General features: G+C 51.4%; 1 protein-coding gene. It reads left to right on the top strand.

The window, feature by feature from the left end:
• Window positions 1-171 precede the first annotated feature (171 nt).
• Window positions 172-510 (top strand): MASE1 domain-containing protein (locus tag WH277_RS01110; RefSeq protein ID WP_339503874.1); only part of this gene is annotated, 339 nt, incomplete at its 3' end.

Raw genomic sequence — 510 nt, 5'->3', positions numbered from 1 at the left:
TTGCGCCAGTAATGGCGCAAAACTTCTCCCTGACGCGATATTGCCCCCCTTCAATCGTTCGAATAAGACGATCTTTTGATTGTGCATTTGCCGCTGAATCGTCTATTCCTTATGCTAGCATGGCATTAGTGATTGAGATTACGCCTATATCGGCGCCGCGCTGGATATGTAATGACGACAGAAACGTTACAACAAGTAGCCCTCTCCCGCCCACGTTGGGTCAACGGGCTGCTATTGGGATTACTGAGTTTTGTCGTCACCTTTTTCTGCCTTGAGCTGATAAAAGTCAGCGGACAAATCTCCCCGCTGTGGTTTTCCACCGCCCTGATGACCATCGTGGTGTTCCGCAATCCTTCACGCGATCTGCCCGTCCTTCTGATGAGCTGCGTGCTGGGTGTCACCTGCGCTAACGCCCTGGTGCTGGGCATGTCGTTCTCAAATCTAAAATTCCCCCTGGTTAACCTGCTACAGGCATTGATGGGAGGAATACTGCTTCGCCATCTGCTTGAC

Source organism: Erwinia sp. MYb416 (assembly GCF_037479575.1).
In the GTDB taxonomy this organism is placed as follows: Bacteria; Pseudomonadota; Gammaproteobacteria; order Enterobacterales; family Enterobacteriaceae; genus Erwinia; species Erwinia rhapontici.
The sequence above is the reverse complement of the archived record's forward strand: the minus strand, read 5'-3'. Positions and strand labels throughout refer to the sequence as shown.